We start from the raw sequence: 15615 nt of genomic DNA on the forward strand, positions 1-15615 counted from the left end.
CAGGGGAGATCGACGTCATGGAGCATGAGACAGACGCATCGTTAGATGAGGAGATACCCTACGTGGTGCTTGGCGTGGAGCCAATCGGACCACTGCGGGCTTCGTTTGGCGACCTAGGGGCCGACACAAGGACAGACCGTGTCGTCACGATCGCCGGACGTCTGATGCGTTTTCGTCGTCAAGGCAAGCTTGCCTTTGGCGATCTTGTCGACTCAACCGGTAGGATCCAACTCCTGCTGCGACGGGAGGCAACCACGGACTTCGAGCGTTTTGTGCATGAGCGTGTCTTGGGAGACTGGATCGCGGTCACTGGCGAGATCATCACCTCGCGTAGCGGTGAACTTTCGGTGGAGGTGGCCTCATGGCAACTTTTGGCGCGCGCCCGCCGAAACTTTGGCGACAAGTGGCGGGGAGTGAGTGATCCTGACATTCGCTACCGGCAGCGGTATGTTGACCTGTGGGCAAACCCGGAGGTTCGGAAGCGTCTTGCCACGCGATCTCGCATCATCACCCAGCTCCGCCACGATCTTGGTGAACGCGGGTTCATGGAGGTCGAGACGCCAATTTTGCAGCCGATCGCCTCCGGCGCGGTGGCAAGACCCTTTGTCACTCATCACAACGCGCTAGACACTGATCTCTATCTGCGTATCGCGCCCGAACTCTACCTGAAGCGTCTCGTCGTTGGAGGTTTCGAACGGGTTTTTGAGCTGGGGCGAGATTTTCGCAATGAGGGTCTTTCGCCGAGGCACAACCCCGAATTTACGATGCTGGAGGTTTATCAGGCCTACACGGACGTCTATGGGATGATCGAGCTTACGGAGATGCTGATCTCTCATGCGGCAATGGCCGCCGTTGGCAAACTCGACGTCTCGTGTCAGGGTCAGATGATCAACCTGCACCCGCCGTTCCGAAGGGCGGCGATGGAGGAGTTGGTCTCGGAGGCGGTCGGACGTCGTGTGAGTCTTGATGATTCGCGTGAGGAGCTCGCTCGACTTGGAGCCGACCATGGAGTCAAGGTGGAGACGACAGATGGCCCTGGTCGGATCATCTTCTCGCTCTACGAGGAGCTGGTCGAGGGAGCGATTGTTGAGCCTACCTTTGTCTTGGACTTCCCGAAAGAGGTCTCGCCCCTAGCGCGTGATCATCGCGATCCGGCCAAGCGTGGGCGAGTTGAGCAGTTTGATCTTGTGATCATGGGTCGGGAGATGGGAACCGCGTACTCTGAGTTGAACGACCCAGATGAACAGCGTCGGCGATTCATCCAGCAAGCTGAGGCGCGACTGCACGGCGATGACGAAGCGATGCTCCTTGATGAGGACTTTTTGCGAGCGCTTGAACACGGCATGCCTCCCACGGGTGGACTAGGAATCGGTGTCGATCGATTGGTTATCCTTTTGACCGATGCTCCGCACATCAAAGAGGTGATCGCCTTCCCAGCACTTCGACCAGAGGCCCCAGCCACCGAATCCTGACCGATCGAGCCTTGACGGGTGCTGGATCGTCAGTCGCTCGGGCGAGGTACGACGTTCATCGTTTGACAGTAGTTGGGGGTCTAGTAGCCTGGTAGCGTCAGGTGGCGAGTCGCAGAATCCCGATGCCCTGGCCGACCGCAGAGCGTGCCGACTCAACCAGCTGGTTGAGCAGATTGGTCACCCAGGCGAAGTCGTAGAGTTCGAGCTTTGTGACCAGTTCGCCGACTCGGTCGCGGTATTGCTCCATGACCACGAGCGACTCCTCCAACGCACCCGAGGAGCGCAGGAGTTCGGCGATCTGGCGCAGATTCCTTGAGGTATTGGCGTTCGGGAGCAACCTTGTGAGCGCCTGAGCATCGTTTGGCTTGGCGAGGAGGAGAATCACCGGCAATGTATAAACACCTTCGACTAGGTCCTGCCCAGGCTCTTTCTTCAGGATCTCTTTGGGTGCGAAGATGTCCATGATGTCGTCGCGAATCTGGAATACCATGCCGATGGATTCGCCGATCTCTGTGAAGATAGCTACCTCGTCGTCGGTGAGACCAGCAAGGAGCGCTGGAATTCTCGCCGAGGCCGCCATCAACGAGGCGGTCTTGCCTGCGATGGCGGCGAGATATTCCGCGCGGTTACGATCAAGACGATGGGCGGCCGCGACCTCAAGGATCTGACCCTCACACATCCGCGCAAGGGTATCGGCGAGCAGCGTTGCGATCTCCTGGCTCAGCCGCGCCGAGATGCCAGCGGCTTTGGCGAGCAGAAAATCTCCAGTGACGATCGCGATGAGGTTGCCAAATTTCAAGTTGACGCTTGGTACCCCTCGCCGTTCGTTCGCCTCATCCATGACGTCATCGTGATAAAGCGATGCAAGATGGACCAGCTCCACTGCGACTGCACCCTGGATGATCGCAGCATTAGAGTAGGAAGCGATCTCCTCTGGAGACCAGCCAAGTGCGTGAGCCATTGCAAACGAGATCATCGGCCTGACTCGCTTGCCTCCAGCTGCGATCAGGTGTGTTGCCGCCTCACTGATCATCGGGTCACCGGTCGTTGCAGCATCGCGCAACTGCTCTTCGAGGGTCGCTAAGGAGCGACTCATCCACGGTTCGATTAAACTGATTTCGTATTCCACCGAGTTCCACCCTAGATGGTCGGCGGGCGTAAACGTAATGCGGGTACTCGATCTTTGGCTTTGACCATGGCCCACGGGGCATGATCGGCAGGGGTTTTTGAACGGACTCCCTGTTGGTGGGTTCGCATCGGGCAGTAACATTGGTCAGTGCGTTCGCCTTGACTGGATTGGTAGTTGTGTTTGGGGCGATACCGGACGATAACACCCAGATGGTTAGCTCTTATGAGTCCCATGAAGGCAGAGGTGCCCAACTCGCGGTGGGTTCACAAGGTTGTGGCCCTGGCCGTGACGTTCGACCCAAGAGCTGGCCTGCGCGAGGTACGCGAGCTCGAGACGATCGTGGTGGGCGGTCAAGCATCGTCGTTTCGGAACGGCGCTACACCGCCGGTTCCGGTGTCGCGGGGCTGCGGAGTTAAGTTTTGTGAGAGTCTGCGAACTACGCGGGCATGGAAAGCTTGTCGTTGGTGTTGACTAGACTGATGAAAAGATAGATCGGGATTATGCGCTGCGTCACTCCAGCGGAGGATCTCGATGAGGAGGCAATGAAGTTGTTCGAACGTTTTACGGATCGTGCTCGCCGAGTTTTAGTGCTCGCCCAAGAGGAGGCAAAACTCCTCCACCACAACTACATCGGGACTGAACACATATTGCTAGGTCTTGTTCATGAGGGCGATGGTATTGCCGCCAAGGCGCTTGAGTCGCTCGGGGTGACGCTTGAAGGGCTTCGCGAAGAGGTTGTCAAGCTCGCCGAGCCCTCGTCTGGACCTACCCCGAACTCGCCGGCGTTCACGGTGAGTGCCAAGAAGGTGCTTGAATATTCGTTACGTGAGGCCTTACAGCTGGGTCACAACTACATCGGGACTGAGCATATGCTCCTTGGCCTGGTGCGAGAGGGTGAGGGAACCGGGTCAAAGGTGCTTATGAACCTGGGCATTGACCTGACGCGAGTTCGTTCGCAGGTCATGCAGATCCTCACGACGTATGAGGGCAAGCAGCCAGCTGGGGCCGGCGTTGGACCCTCGACAGGCCAGGAGAACTCAGGTGGATCGGCCGTCCTTGATCAGTTTGGTCGCAACCTGACGCAGATGGCTCGAGAGCGTAAGCTTGACCCGGTGGTCGGCCGCGATCGAGAGATTGAGCGGATGATGCAGGTGCTGTCACGCCGTCAGAAGAACAACCCCGTACTGATCGGTGAGCCAGGTGTTGGTAAGTCAGCGATCGTCGAGGGCTTGGCGGAGAAGATCGTGCAAGGTGACGTCCCCGATACGCTGCGAGGCAAGCAGATCTACACGCTTGATCTCGGTGCGTTGGTCGCCGGTAGCCGTTACCGTGGCGACTTTGAGGAGCGCCTCAAGAAGGTGCTCAAAGAGGTCCGCACCAAGGAAAACATCGTGCTCTTCATCGATGAGATCCACACCTTGGTAGGGGCGGGTGCAGCCGAAGGGGCCATCGATGCCGCTTCGATCCTCAAGCCGATGTTGGCTCGTGGCGAGTTGCAGACGATCGGTGCCACCACCATTGATGAGTATCGCAAGCATTTCGAGAAGGATGCCGCGCTCGAGCGGCGGTTCCAGCCGATCACCGTCGGTGAACCCTCGATCGAGGACACCTTTGAGATTTTGAAGGGCCTTCGTGAGCGCTACGAGTCGCACCACAACGTGACGATTACCGACGAGGCGCTGGTGGCGGCTGCCAATATGGCTGATCGCTATATCTCCGATCGTTTCTTGCCGGACAAGGCGATCGATCTGATCGACGAGGCTGGTAGTCGCCTACGAATCAAGCGGGTGACGTCACCTCCCGAACTTCGCAAGCTCGACGATGATCTCATTCGTACGCGTAAGGACAAGGACTCAGCGCTCGCCCGACAGAACTTTGACGAAGCCAAGCGGCTCTCGACCAAGGAAGGCGAACTTGCTCAGCGTAAGAGTGAGTTGGAGGCCTCGTGGAAAGAGGAGGGTAAGGAGCGCTTCGGAGTCGTTGACGAAGAGGTGATTGCTGAAGTCTTGGCCATGTGGACCGGCATACCGGTGAATCGTCTCACCGAGGAAGAGACGGCAAAGCTTCTGCGGATGGAGGATGAACTCCATCGTCGGATCGTCGGGCAGCAAGAGGCGATCTCGGCGTTGTCGCGATCGATCCGTCGAACGCACGCTGGTCTCAAGGACCCAAGGCGTCCGTCAGGTTCGTTTATCTTTCTCGGACCAACGGGTGTAGGCAAGACTGAGTTGGCCAAGACGTTGGCTGAGTTCCTCTTCGGGGATCCAGACGCGCTGATCCAGCTCGACATGAGCGAGTACATGGAGAAGCACACGGTTGCCCGTCTGGTCGGTTCGCCTCCTGGTTACGTGGGCTACGACGAAGGTGGGCAGCTGACTGAGGCGGTTCGGAGAAAGCCGTTCTCTGTCGTGCTCTTCGATGAGATTGAAAAGGCGCATCCTGATATCTTCAACACCTTGTTGCAGATCCTCGAGGATGGTCGTCTCACGGACGCCCAGGGACGAGCGGTGGACTTTAAGAACACCATTTTGATCATGACCTCAAACCTTGGTAGCGCCGAACTCCACAAGAGCCAGGTGGGATTCTCGAAGAACACCGATGCGGTCAATCACGAGAAGATGCGCATCAAGTTGAACGAGGCCCTCAAGTCACACTTCAAGCCAGAGTTCTTGAATCGTATCGATGAGGTAATCGTCTTCCATGAGTTGACCCAGCCTGAGGTTGAGCAGATCGTTGATCTTCTGTTTAAGCGAATTCAAAAGCAACTCGAGACCAAGGGCATTGGTATTGAGTTGACGGAGTCGGTTCGTGCGCACCTAGCAAAGGTCGGTTATGACCGGGAGCTTGGCGCCCGTCCGTTGCGTCGAACGCTTCAGCGACTGATTGAGGACCCCTTGTCAGAACGCCTGTTGAATCGTGAGTTTCATGCAGGCGAGATGGTGGTCGTCGATTTCGATGGTGATGAGGTGGTCTTCAGGGTGATTGAAGGAGTCGATCCAACTCCGATGGAGTTAGCCGAGTCCTCCAGCGCTGACTAACCTCGCCACCGGCAGCGACAGCAACGATGGATCGGAGGTTCTGAGCCTTGCTAGATACGGCGGCTCCACACGGAGTGGCTGAGAGGTCTGGGGCTCAATCAGCCGATACAATGTTCTGTCATGGTTATGGTTAGCAAGACCCGCATGCTGATAGGCCTCCTGCGAAGCCGACGGTAATCCCGTCGGCTTCGGCCGTTTTGCAGCGAAGCCAGCGACCGTGTCGGGTGAGACTTGCCCTCGCCGGCAAGCCTCCGACGGTGAGCAGTTGACATCAGGTTGTCAGAGGCTCGGACTAAACCAACCACTATGAAGCAAAAGTTTCGCTGTTCTGGTTGTGGCGAGCTCCATCTCACGTGGAAAGGGCAGTGTCTTGCCTGTGGTGAGTGGGGGCTCATTGGTGAGGAGTCGGAGCCGACGCGCTTGACGCGAGCGATGACAACTCCAGTGCCTCTGGCACGTGTCACACGACATCGAGAGCGTCGCTTGACATCGGGGATTGTGGGACTTGACGAACTCTTGGGGGACGGGTTCGTCTTCGGCTCCGTCGTGCTGGTCTCGGGCGAGCCGGGTGTTGGAAAATCTTCGCTCATCCTTGGACTGTCTGCCAATATCATGGCGACGACATCGAGTCTCTACATTACCGCCGAAGAGACACAGTTGCAGCTTGCTCAGCGAGCCGAGCGGCTCGGTGGCAGCTATGACCAGCTACTGGTGCTGGCGACGCGCGACAGTGATGAGGCCCTTGCGGCGATGGAGACGACCGAGGCAAAATTTGTCGTGATCGACTCGCTGCAAGCCCTTGCGATCGGTGTCGCGTTGATGAAGGAGTTCGTTGACGCAGTCGTCAAGCTTGCCAAGTCGCGAGAGTTGGTGGTGGTTGTCATTGGTCAGGTCACAAAGGATGGCGATCTCCTCGGGCCGCGCTATGTCGAGCACATGGTGGATGCGTCGCTCATGCTCGAGGCGACTGGGGCACCTGGGATTCGTCGAGTCTTGGTTCGCAAGAATCGGTTTGGACCAAGTGATGGGGTGCGACGGTTCTCGTTGGAGGCCACAGGGGTACGGATGCTTGAGGAGTCGAATCGTCTTGAGGGAACCCCCGAGGTTGGACGCGCATGGGCGGGGGTGAGAGTAGGCCGCCTCGCCCAGATCGTTGAGGTGAATGCCTTGGTTGGTGCGAAGTCCAAAGGACGACTTTTGTCCCGTGGGGTTGAGACCGATCGGGTTCGGTACCTGCTCAGCGTGATCGACAAACACTGTGATCTTGATCTTGCGGACCGAGAGGTCATGGTGGCCATCCCGAGCGGCAGCGTAGTATCCGATCCGCGAGTTGACCTGGCGTTGGCGATCGCGTTGGTGAGTTCGCGCCGCTCGGTACCGTTGGCTCGCCCATTGCTCGCCTGTGCTGAGATCGGGTTGTTGGGAGAACTGATCGCCGATGACGCCATCCGAGGGTTGACACAGGCGCTGCCGGTTCCATCCCGCGAGATCATTACGCCTACGACCAAGCCATACCTTCGGGATGTATTGACCGAGCTTGGTCTTCATAAGTCCGATCGACTTCAGGTGGTAGGCTTATAGACAGATGAGCGCTTCGATCACTGAATTTCAACAAACGGCGTTGGCTAAGGTCGCGCCAGGCACCCCATTGCGGGCTGGTCTAGACCGTATCTTGCTCGCAGGGACCGGTGCGTTGGTCGTGTTGGGTGATGCGGCAGAGGTGCTCGAGATCTGTACGGGTGGCTTTCTTATCGAGGCGGCCTTCTCACCGCAAAAGCTGTTCGAGCTCGCCAAGATGGATGGTGCTATCATTCTCTCGGCCAACGGAACCAGAATTGTTCGAGCCAACGTCCACCTGATGCCTGATCCACGATTGGTGACCACTGAGACGGGGACGCGACATCGAACGGCTGAGCGGGTGGCCTCAAGCGTTGATGCCGTGGTGGTCGCCGTATCCGAGGAGCTATCGGTGATCTCGGTGTATTATCGCAGTCACAAACAGACCTTGCAGCCAATCCCCTCGGTGCTATCCCGCGCGAGTCAGGCACTCTCGACACTCGAGCGCTATCGAGAGCGCTTCGAATCGGTTTTGGCGAACTTGACTCCGCTAGAGCTCAATGATCAAGTTACCTTTCGAGACGTGCTCTTTGCCTTGCAGCGAGGGGAGATGGTGCGGCGTATCGGTGCTGAGATCGATGGATACCTACTCGAACTTGGAACAGATGGTCGTTTGCTCGCGTTGCAGTCGGCCGAGATTTCGCTGGACTTCGAGGAGCGTTTCGATTCGCTGATCTTTGACTTCTTGGGCTACTGTGATCCGCTAGAGATTGCGGCAGTTCGTGATTCGTTCTCCTCGCTATCAACCGACGACGTCACGGATCTGAGGACCTTTGCGAGTTGGGTGGCCCGACAGGCGATCTGCGAACCACTCCGTGAGGTCTCTCTCGAACAGGGCGACCTTGCGCTCTTCACGCTGCCGTCGCGGGGTTCAAGGCTGTTGAATGGTATCTCCAGGATCCCTACTGCAGCCGTGGCATCCCTTTTGGATCGCTATCCATCGGTGGCGGCCATCCGCTCGGCACCGGAAGAGGAACTGGCTTCGTTAGATAATATTGGACCCGACTGGGCCAGAGTGATTCGTGAGTCTCTTGGCGTCAGTCCGGTCGTCTCGCCGCTTGAGCGCTAAGAGCACAAGCTTGTCTGGATCCAGCACACGATAGATGCGGTGGTTGTCGATGGCGATGGCACCACAGCGCTGCAGGGTGATCAACGCCTTGTTGGTGCGCTCGCGCGAGGCCCCGACGAGGCTTGCGATCTCCTCTTGGGTAATATCGAGAACAAACTGTTCTTGACCTTGAGAGATATCCAAGAGGCGTCGTGCGAGACGGTTGATCAGGTCGAGGTTGAGCGCCTCGACTAGGCGTTCGTCGTTCGCACGGATCCTGGCCGCGTAGGCGCCAAGAACACTCCAGCTCAGCTCGGGGTTTTCGACGAGGCTTTTGCGTAGGAGATCGTAGGGGATGACAAGCACCAGGGATGGTTCAAGTGCTTTGGCGGTTGAAGTCCTCAAAGAGTGGTCAAAAAGGCTCAAATCTCCTACGACGGCACCACGTGACTTGATTCCAAGCATGCACGGGCTGCCCCATGGCCCCTCGGCGAGCAGTCCGATCCGCCCAGAGCAGATCAAGAAGCAGTCCTCAGCTTGCGTGTTGTGACGATACAGTATCCCATGCTTGGGGTAGTGCTTGAGATGGGAGCCGATAAAAGTAGGCGTCATCAGCTCTCCGGAGAAGCAAGAAAACACCGGATGACTCGCCACGAGGGCTAGCACCGTTCCGACTCCGTCACCTTCAGCACACTTGAGCACATCCACCCCCTGCCCTCGAGCTGGTATACTAGTAGAAAAGTTCAGTTAATCCTTACTGTATGTCCTTCTTGGAAGGCGGTTCCATTGTCATTTGAAGTCGGCGACAAGGTCGTCTATCCCCACCATGGTGCAGCGATCATCGAAGATCGGGAGCGTCGGGAGGACTTCGGGGAAGAACGGGAGTACTTTGTCCTTAAGATCGCATACGGAGACCTGACGGTTCGTGTACCTGTTGATCTTGCTGAAGAGGTTGGTCTACGTGATGTGATCAACGACGAAGAGGTCGAAGAGGTCTTCGCCGTCCTCGGGAAAAAGGATGCGCGTATGCCGACCAACTGGTCGCGGCGGTACAAGAACCACGTCGAGAAGCTTAAGTCGGGCGACATCTATCAGGTTGCCGAGGTGGTGCGCAATTTGACGATCCGTGACAATGACAAGGGTCTTTCTGCAGGTGAGCGAAGAATGCTTGCAAAGGCACGACAGATACTGGTCTCCGAACTCACCTTTGCGCTGTCGGTCACTCCTGAAGATGCTGAGGGGCGACTCGACAAGGCGCTCGCATAGCGGGGCGACCGTTGTCGGTCGCAACCTTGATTGTCGCTGCTGGTTCAGGCACGCGTTTTGGGGGCCCCAAGCAGTTTGAACGCGTTGACGGTGTCACGCTGATCGATGCGGCGATTGCACGAGCCCGTGCGGTGTCAAATCTGATCGTCGTCGCACTTCCTCCTGGGGTGAAGCTACCACCAGGGGCGGACGGCCTGCGGTACACGGTTGGTGCTGAGACCAGGACTGGGTCGGTTATCAACGCGTTTCGTCACCTTGATGAGACTGTTGATTACGTGCTCATCCATGACGCCGCGCGTCCGTTCGCCTCCGAGGTGCTCTTTGAGCGAGTGGTCGCGGCGCTTGCCCGTGGGTGCGCGGCGGTGGTTCCCGCGCTGGCGTCGGTTGACACGCTCAAGGTGGTCGAGGATGCGGTCGTGGTGCGGACGTTGGACAGGACAAAGATCGTTCGTGTGCAGACGCCACAAGGGTTTCACTATGATGTGCTCGCCGCCATCGTCGAGAGCCATCGAGAGGCCACTGATGAGGCAGCAATCGCCGAGGAGCTGGGGTTTACGGTGTCGGTGGTGCCAGGGGATGAGCTCGCCGCAAAGGTGACCGTACCGGGCGACCTTGACCGCTTCCGACTCCCTCGGGTCGGCCTTGGCTTCGACATTCATCCGTTTGGAGCCAGCGGAGGGGGTGACCTCATCTTGGCCGGCACCCACTTTGGCCCTCCCGGGCTTGTCGGCCACTCCGATGGCGACTGTCTAGCGCACGCCGTCGCGGATGCGGTGCTAGGCGCCGCTGGTGTCGGTGGCATTGGTGACCTGTTTCCGGACACGGACCCTGCTCTTCATGGTGCTGACTCGATGGATCTCTTAGGTCGATGCCGTGATGTGGTCGAGGCGAAGGGCTATCGCATCCACTCTGTGGACGCGACGGTCATAGCTGAACGTCCTCGTCTTGGGCCCTCACTTGGTGTGCTCGGCAACGCCTTGGAGGAGTGTCTTGGAGCACCAACGCTGGTGAAGGCCAAACGGGCCGAAGGTCTTGGCGACCTCGGTGCTGGACTTGGGGTCGCGACGTTGGCGATCGCGTTGCTGAGATGAGCGAACGGAGCCTTGGTGGGACCCAGGTCGAGGGCCGTCGGGCGGTCATCGAACTTTTGCGGGCCAATCGGCGAGAGGTACACGAGCTATGGTTTGTGCGCCACGCGGTCGATCACGAGATTGTAGCGCTGGCCGAGATCCAAGGCATACGGGTTCGGGAGGTCTCCGAGACGGCCTTCAAGGATCGGGCGTCGTCATTACAACCCCAAGGGGTCCTCGCGCTCGTCGAGCCGTTACGATCCTATCCGCTTATCGAGTTCGCCGAACCAGGGGTACTTATTCTCGTACTTGATCGCGTTCAGGACCCGCAAAATCTCGGCGCGATTCTCCGGAGCGCTGCTGCTGCTGGCGTTGACGGGGTCGTCCTGCCCGAACGTCGCGGGGCACTCGTCACTCCGGCGGTCACCAAAGTGGCCTCTGGTGCCATCGAGTACCTCCGATTCAGCGTTGTTGCCGGCATCCCGGCGGCGCTTGCGCAGCTCCAACAACGGTCGGTTTGGACGGTGGGGTTGGCTGCTGAGGCCGAGACCGAGCTTGCCAAGTGCAACCTTCTCACCGAGTCGTTGGCCCTCGTGGTCGGGGCTGAAGGGGATGGGTTGTCGCGCTTAACCCGACAACGCTGTGATCTCCTGGCCAAGATACCGATGGCACCATCGGTTGCCTCCCTGAATGTGAGTGCGGCGACCGCAGTTGCTTTGTTTACCATTGCTGGAGCACGCGGTGTCTCATGACGCTAAAGCCCTGCTTGTGGCCGATCGCGACGAGCTCGCGGCCTTGCTCGAAACGCTGCCCGACGAGTTGCTCGCCCAAGGTCATCGTGCCTATCAGCGACGTTTTGGCCCAGACGAAGCATTGCTTGCCGTTGCCCTTGCACACCCAGATCAGCGGGTGGGTATCGCCGCCGTTACGGCGGTTCCTCGTGCATTGCTAACGTCAGAGCTTGCGAGGCAGTGGATGCAAGACCCCTCGTGGCTCGTCGCCGAATACGGGGCCTACGTCGCTGGCGAACTCGAGGATTCTTCGCTGGTAACGACGCTCATCGCGTTAGCCAGCGGTCACGAGGAGATGCTGGTGCGTGAGGCCGCCCTTGCCAGCCTTGGTGCGATTGGCGACGAGCGTGGCCTCCCGGTGGTCATTGAAGCCCTGCGATCAAAGAACGTCTACCTTCGGAGGCGTGCCTTGGTTGTCTCGGTTGCCTTCGAATCTGATGAACTGACGAGGGCGGTCGAGGAGCTGCGCAATGATCGTGATGCGCAGATCCGCCAGCTCTTCGTTGACCTCGAGCGAGATCCTTACCAGTAGATCGTTTTTGGGTTTGTCGCGTGGACAACCGACAGCCCTCGGGCCACCGCGAGCTCGGGTTCTGCGATGCAATGAACCTCGACGCCGAGCCTTCGCTCTAGCTCAGCGGCGAGACCGACGAGATGGGCTCCGCCACCAAGAAGCCAGAGTCCTCGATCGGCAACGTCGGTCACCAGTTGGTTGGGCGCCTTGGTGATGCAGTCGGTAATCGTCTGGATGATGAGGTCCAAGGTCGGGAGAATGGATGCGAAGATCACATCCTCAAGAATCATACCGCTGGCGCTCTCACCATTGGCAAGGCTGCGCCCCCAGATCTTGGCCTGAGCACCACGATGCGCGCGCTCAAAGTCGACAAGCTGGGTGAGGATGTCATTGGCGACCTCTTCGGAGATGACGAGGTCACAGGTGGCCTTGACGGATTCGCGGATCGCCTGTCGAAGCGTACTCACGCTTGCGGTGGCACTCGCGCGGGAGGCGAGCTTGCCAAACGAGACGATGCCGGCCTCAACGAGTGATTCACCGAGCACGACCGTCATGGTGCCGACCTCTCCGAGTACGTCCTCGTTGATGCCCGCCGTGGCGGCGATCGGCGTCTCGAGTGGGGTGACCGGCTTTGCATTCAAATCCTCAAAGCAGCGCTTCAGCGAAGCGGTGTCGAGTGGGGAGGCATGAGTGGTCGCACTGAAGAGAACCTCGGAGCGCGCGAATGAACGAACCCCGATTGAGCGCAGCGCGAGCTTCAAGAAGCCGCTGACGGCCTCGGGATCAGCCGGCGCTCCCCGTTGCATGATCTTGACGAGTTTGGTCTTCGAGCCACTGCGCAGCACCTCTTGGGCTGCCTCGGATCCTATAACCCGAACCTCCTTGCGATCAAGGTCATAGGCAGCCTCCGAGGCAAGGGTCATGATCGGCTCGTTTGCGACCTGGATCCGGGTGTTTGCGGCTCCGATGTCGACGGTGATAAGCGCCATTTACGAGCGGGGTTTCCGCGTACCGGCAGACGATTCGGCCCCTTGACGCCGATCGAGCGCCCTTCGCAACCCCTCGAAGGACCGGATGCCCTCATCGATGGAGACCGGCTTGACTCGGTGGAGCGAACTCACCACGCCGACGATCACAACGAAGCCGATAGGGATCAGTACATAGAGTAACTCAGTCATGGGGGCCTTTCATGGGGGATGGTACGTCTTGCAAGGGATGGGCGGTGTTCGACCACTGGGTGGTGGTCAAGCTCACCTCTTGTTTCCAAATTGGGGCGGCTACCTTGATGGTGTCGATTCCATATCGCGCCGCTCCAAAGGCAGCGTCACGATGGCCGGCAGCACAACCGACGAGCACGCTGGAGTCACCCAGGAGCACCTCGCCAATGCGGTGGATGAGCACGACTGCGCGCACCTCATCAAAGCTGCGCTCGATGGTCGTAGCGATCTCACCGAACCGCTCGGCAACGAGGTCGAGATAGGCCTCGTAATTGATAGCGGTTACGTCATCCATCTCAGCGGAGTAGGTACGCACGGTTCCTGAGAAGAGGACGACGGCACCAGCATCGACCCGATTGAGAAAGTCGTACGCCGGTCCTACCTGGAGTGTTGCATCGGTAACCTCGAGCCATCGGCTCGCCGTCTGCTCACGCCACGGAGACTGTTGCCGTGGTGTCTCCATTGAACCTACGCCTCCTCGCTCTGCACGTATCATGCTTGCCGTCACTCATGTGGATCCCCGTTAAGCGAGGTACCATCACAGCGATCGTCATCTAAAAGGATAGGCCAGCTGGCCCGATATCCGGTGCCTGGTGGAGGTATTCACACTAGCTTCTAAGCAGGATCTCAGCTGGTCAGTCGCCCAGTTCAACGCTTTGAGGCTTCATAACTGAACGGAGTCGTCAACGTGATCGTAAGAGAAACTTCTCGGTGGCCTTCGTTAGGCTACACTCTTAAGCGGTGCTATCAATGTGGTGGAGGTAACGGTGGCTGATTCCGAAGAGCCGATTAACCCATTTCAATTCATGATGGATGACATCATGAAGGCGATCGGATCGGCAAACGTCGACCCTCAGGGTCTGCGACGGCAGTTCATGGGGCTCGCGCTTGGTAACGATGGTGCCAATGAGCTGCCAGCCATGAGCGAACGCACCAGGGTAGAGTCACTGTTCGATCTTGCTAGTCGCCACCTAGAGGCCGTCAGCTTCTTATCCGAGCTGGCCGCTCCGACGCGCCATCTCGTGGTCGAGCGCCCGGTGGATACTGCGGAACGGCTGCTTAATGAGCTGAAGGCCTATCTTGATCTGCTTGCCTCGGCCCTGTCGGGTGGCGCCTCACTGAGCTCGCCAGCTGGTTCGATGGATCTCTCCCTGGGTTCCGACATGGACTTTGCCTCGCTCGCTGCCTCGCTCTCAGCCTCTCTCGGTCCCATGTTCTCGAACGCTCAGGTTGGATCGCTCGTTGGTCACTATGCGTTGTCGGCGCTTGGCTCTCAAGACCTCCTACTTCCGTTATCCACGACCGGTGAACGCGGTATCGTGGTCGCGAACGTTCAACGGGTCGCACACGCTGTCGATGTACCCATCGATGAGGTGGCGCTCTATTGGACGATGCGTGAGCTGATCGTCGCCCGCGTGATGGCCCAGCCGGTTATTCTCGATCGACTGGACACAGAACTCCGGCTCTACCTGTTGGACCTCAAAGCTGATACCAACCGGATAATGGAGAGTTTTGCCGAGGGGGCGATGTCGGACCCGAATTTTCTTGCCAACTTTGACCCCTCTGCCATGCTGCAACAATCATCGAGTCCTGCACAGGTGGCTAACGTAGCCGAGCTCCAGACAACGATGGCCGTGGTGCAAGCCTTTGTCGAGCTCGTCATCGACCAGATCGGCCCAGCTGTGTTCGGTAACACCGCTTGGATAGAGGCGATCAACCAGTATATCGATGAGGATCCCGGGCATGCGGTGATGGCGTCGGTGTTTGGTGTTACCCTTCCTGAGGTCCGCGCCCGAGCCGAACGGTTCGCCAGTGCGATCAAGGACTCCACCGAGGACATCGATGCGCTCGTGGCGGCCCTCAGCGATGCTACTGGCTTCCCGAGTGCTGAGGAGTTCGATGACGTTAGTCTTTGGCGCCTTCGACGTTCGGTAGATGGCTAGCGGCGTCACGTCGTAACCTCCAGGGCGTTCCCAACCACAGTTCGCTCATCCGCTCAAGATCCGTCCGCTCGATCGAAGACGGATGGTCCTCAAAGTGTTCTCATGCAACCAGTACGATCAAACCACTGGGGTCAAGCCGATGAGCCGACGAAATCATGTGTGCGAACGGTGCGCCAGCGGCCGTTCGCGGCGAGCCCGAAATTCGCATCCTATGGCGCCAGATGTTGGCAGCCCTCTGGTGCACGCCGATCCTATGTCCTTAGTCCTGATGAACTAGCGCACACCACAGATGCATGTAATGCTTGTGTTGGACCGTCTCGTGAGTCATCGAACGTTTCTTGCAGCCTTGGTTGCGCGCCCTTAGTCTGATGCGGGGAATCAGAAGGACTAATTATTGTCGCCTCGAGCACGAACTTTAGATTTCGCTTTCTTGTAGTCCCCCTGGCGAGACGGCCCCTTGAAACTCCAAGGAGGTGGTTGTTAGTTGAAGGAGATAGCAAAGAAAGTGGG

At 58.4% G+C, this 15615-nt stretch carries 14 protein-coding genes; 9 read left to right on the top strand and 5 right to left on the bottom strand.

Translation table 11 applies throughout. The annotated features are described in order from the left end of the window. Positions 1 to 17 precede the first annotated feature (17 nt). Positions 18 to 1472 (top strand): lysine--tRNA ligase, encoded by a 1455-nt coding sequence (gene lysS, locus MP439_06295; GenBank protein ID MCI2975668.1) that lies wholly within the window; start codon positions 18 to 20, stop codon positions 1470 to 1472. Positions 1473 to 1569: 97 nt separating this feature from the next. Here the strand turns inward: lysS and MP439_06300 are convergent, their stop codons facing one another. Continuing rightward, positions 1570 to 2568: a polyprenyl synthetase family protein gene (locus MP439_06300; GenBank protein ID MCI2975669.1), complete on the bottom strand. Its 999-nt coding sequence runs from the start codon at positions 2566 to 2568 to the stop codon at positions 1570 to 1572. A 581-nt stretch (positions 2569 to 3149) separates the two neighbouring features. Here MP439_06300 and MP439_06305 point away from each other — a divergent pair. From MP439_06305 to disA, 3 genes are all read left to right on the top strand, one after another. After that, positions 3150 to 5639 carry an ATP-dependent Clp protease ATP-binding subunit gene (locus MP439_06305; GenBank protein ID MCI2975670.1) on the top strand — a complete coding sequence of 830 codons (2490 nt, stop codon included), beginning with the start codon at positions 3150 to 3152 and terminating at the stop codon, positions 5637 to 5639. Between the two features lie 306 nt (positions 5640 to 5945). Continuing rightward, positions 5946 to 7220, top strand: coding sequence for an AAA family ATPase (locus MP439_06310; GenBank protein ID MCI2975671.1), 1275 nt, complete (start codon positions 5946 to 5948; stop codon positions 7218 to 7220). Between the two features lie 4 nt (positions 7221 to 7224). Then, on the top strand, positions 7225 to 8325 hold the full coding sequence (disA, locus tag MP439_06315; GenBank protein MCI2975672.1) for a DNA integrity scanning diadenylate cyclase DisA: 1101 nt from the start codon (positions 7225 to 7227) through the stop codon (positions 8323 to 8325). Here disA and MP439_06320 read toward each other — a convergent pair. Continuing rightward, a complete protein-coding gene (locus MP439_06320) occupies positions 8242 to 9012 on the bottom strand; it encodes a Crp/Fnr family transcriptional regulator (GenBank protein MCI2975673.1) in 771 nt (256 codons plus the stop codon). The genes disA and MP439_06320 overlap by 84 nt on opposite strands. Positions 9013 to 9090: 78 nt before the next feature. Here MP439_06320 and MP439_06325 point away from each other — a divergent pair, with 78 nt between their 5' ends. From MP439_06325 to MP439_06340, 4 genes are read left to right on the top strand one after another with little or no spacing between them, the layout of a single operon-like run. Next, complete coding sequence (locus MP439_06325) at positions 9091 to 9570, top strand: CarD family transcriptional regulator (protein ID MCI2975674.1); 480 nt, start codon at positions 9091 to 9093, stop codon at positions 9568 to 9570. An 11-nt stretch (positions 9571 to 9581) separates the two neighbouring features. Continuing rightward, complete coding sequence (gene ispF, locus MP439_06330; GenBank protein ID MCI2975675.1) at positions 9582 to 10661, top strand: 2-C-methyl-D-erythritol 2,4-cyclodiphosphate synthase; 1080 nt, start codon at positions 9582 to 9584, stop codon at positions 10659 to 10661. Further along, on the top strand, positions 10658 to 11392 hold the full coding sequence (gene rlmB / locus MP439_06335) for a 23S rRNA (guanosine(2251)-2'-O)-methyltransferase RlmB (protein ID MCI2975676.1): 735 nt from the start codon (positions 10658 to 10660) through the stop codon (positions 11390 to 11392). The genes ispF and rlmB overlap by 4 nt, the downstream gene beginning before the upstream one ends. Next, positions 11382 to 11963 (top strand): HEAT repeat domain-containing protein, encoded by a 582-nt coding sequence (locus tag MP439_06340; protein MCI2975677.1) that lies wholly within the window; start codon positions 11382 to 11384, stop codon positions 11961 to 11963. Before rlmB ends, MP439_06340 begins: the two co-directional genes overlap by 11 nt. On the opposite strand, the gene MP439_06345 is transcribed toward MP439_06340, so the two are convergent. The 3 genes from MP439_06345 to MP439_06355 all read right to left on the bottom strand — a co-directional run bounded on the left by MP439_06345 (position 11954) and on the right by MP439_06355 (position 13625). Then, positions 11954 to 12868: a rod shape-determining protein gene (locus MP439_06345; protein ID MCI2975678.1), complete on the bottom strand. Its 915-nt coding sequence runs from the start codon at positions 12866 to 12868 to the stop codon at positions 11954 to 11956. The genes MP439_06340 and MP439_06345 overlap by 10 nt on opposite strands. 66 nt (positions 12869 to 12934) lie before the next feature. Continuing rightward, positions 12935 to 13123 carry a hypothetical protein gene (locus tag MP439_06350; protein ID MCI2975679.1) on the bottom strand — a complete coding sequence of 63 codons (189 nt, stop codon included), beginning with the start codon at positions 13121 to 13123 and terminating at the stop codon, positions 12935 to 12937. Continuing rightward, positions 13116 to 13625, bottom strand: coding sequence for a molybdenum cofactor biosynthesis protein MoaE (locus MP439_06355; protein ID MCI2975680.1), 510 nt, complete (start codon positions 13623 to 13625; stop codon positions 13116 to 13118). Before MP439_06355 ends, MP439_06350 begins: the two co-directional genes overlap by 8 nt. A 304-nt stretch (positions 13626 to 13929) precedes the next feature. Between MP439_06355 and MP439_06360 the strand changes: the two genes are divergently transcribed. Further along, complete coding sequence (locus MP439_06360; protein MCI2975681.1) at positions 13930 to 15105, top strand: zinc-dependent metalloprotease; 1176 nt, start codon at positions 13930 to 13932, stop codon at positions 15103 to 15105. Positions 15106 to 15615 lie beyond the last annotated feature (510 nt).

Source organism: Ferrimicrobium sp. (genome assembly GCA_022690815.1).
Lineage (GTDB): Bacteria > Actinomycetota > Acidimicrobiia > Acidimicrobiales > Acidimicrobiaceae > Ferrimicrobium.